This window comes from Legionella sp., assembly GCF_965140895.1.
Lineage (GTDB): Bacteria > Pseudomonadota > Gammaproteobacteria > Legionellales > Legionellaceae > Legionella.
Genome location: NZ_CBCSKT010000138.1, coordinates 1 through 1,173 on the forward strand (window position 1 = coordinate 1; position 1,173 = coordinate 1,173).

Genomic DNA, 1,173 nt, shown 5'->3' on the forward strand with positions numbered 1-1,173 from the left:
TAGCTCAATCCCTCCGTGGACGCATTAATGATAGTTTTCAGATCATAAACCCAGTACCTTCAAGTTGAATGGGTATAGATGGCGATTCCGAATTTTCTTTAAGTAAAATGCGAAGCTTGCTTGAGTTGAAAGATCACTCCGTCAGCGATGTAGCTTCTTTATTTGGTTCAACTGCTGTTATTCGCAATACTTTTATTGGGTTTCAAAAATACTTGTATTCTCTATAGGTTGTCTTAGACAATAACCGAGTCATATACATAATGAAATTTATCTTTGTTCCATCATGTATATGACTGGCAAGGTGTTGCTAAGGGCAATCAGGAGATTTAATTAAGCTATCGTCAATCGGATAAGTTCGAACCATAATAAACAGTAGAATTTAAGTGAAGTAGCTGGTAAAGAAACGGACAATTCAATAATAAACGAGGTTATAATTTTTATAATCTATTCATCAACATTCATTATAATATTCTTTATTTGGACTGAGTAGTGAAAAAAAAACTTAAAGTGATTGGGATAATTGAGCTGGGTGGCACGATTAGCAGTATAAGTGAGCATGCTACCTCAGAATTTTATAAAGGTCCGGTTAGTTCTGTTTCTTCTTTTATTGGGGAATATGGTTTAACAGATGCGATTAAAATTGTCTTACATCAATTCTCACAAATAATTAGTCATGAATTGACAGTAGAAGATCTTATTGTGTTGGCTAAAAAAATCGAACATCTTCTCGATAGCGATGAATATGATGGGATTGTAATAACTATCGGAACAAATGCGCTGGAGGATGTAGCCTATTTTATAGGATTAGTGGTTCGTTCCAAGAAGCCAATTATTTTTACTGGGGCTCATTATCCCCAAAATAGCTTGGCCTTCGATGGAAAAAGAAACTTATATAATGCAATAATCATTGCAAGTGCTGACAACTCAATGCACTTAGGGGTTCTAGTTACATTTAATGATTATGTTGTTACTGCTCGGGATGCAACAAAAAATAATCCAGGCTTAAACAGTCATTTTGCAGTCGAAGGAAGAGGGGTAATCGGACATGTAATTGGAAATCAATTTGTTTTGCTATCAAAGCCTATTTATAAACATACGCTGCGAGCCATGGAGAGCCGAAGGCGCGGGCGAGTAGTCCCTGGTAGCCTTAGGGCCGGATGTTTTTCCGTAGGA

General features: G+C 36.6%; 1 protein-coding gene. It reads left to right on the forward strand.

The features are described from left to right. Positions 1-489: 489 nt before the first annotated feature. Positions 490-1,173, forward strand: a 684-nt coding sequence (locus tag ACQY7T_RS13230) for an asparaginase domain-containing protein (RefSeq protein WP_428414000.1), incomplete at its 3' end; no start/stop codon positions are given.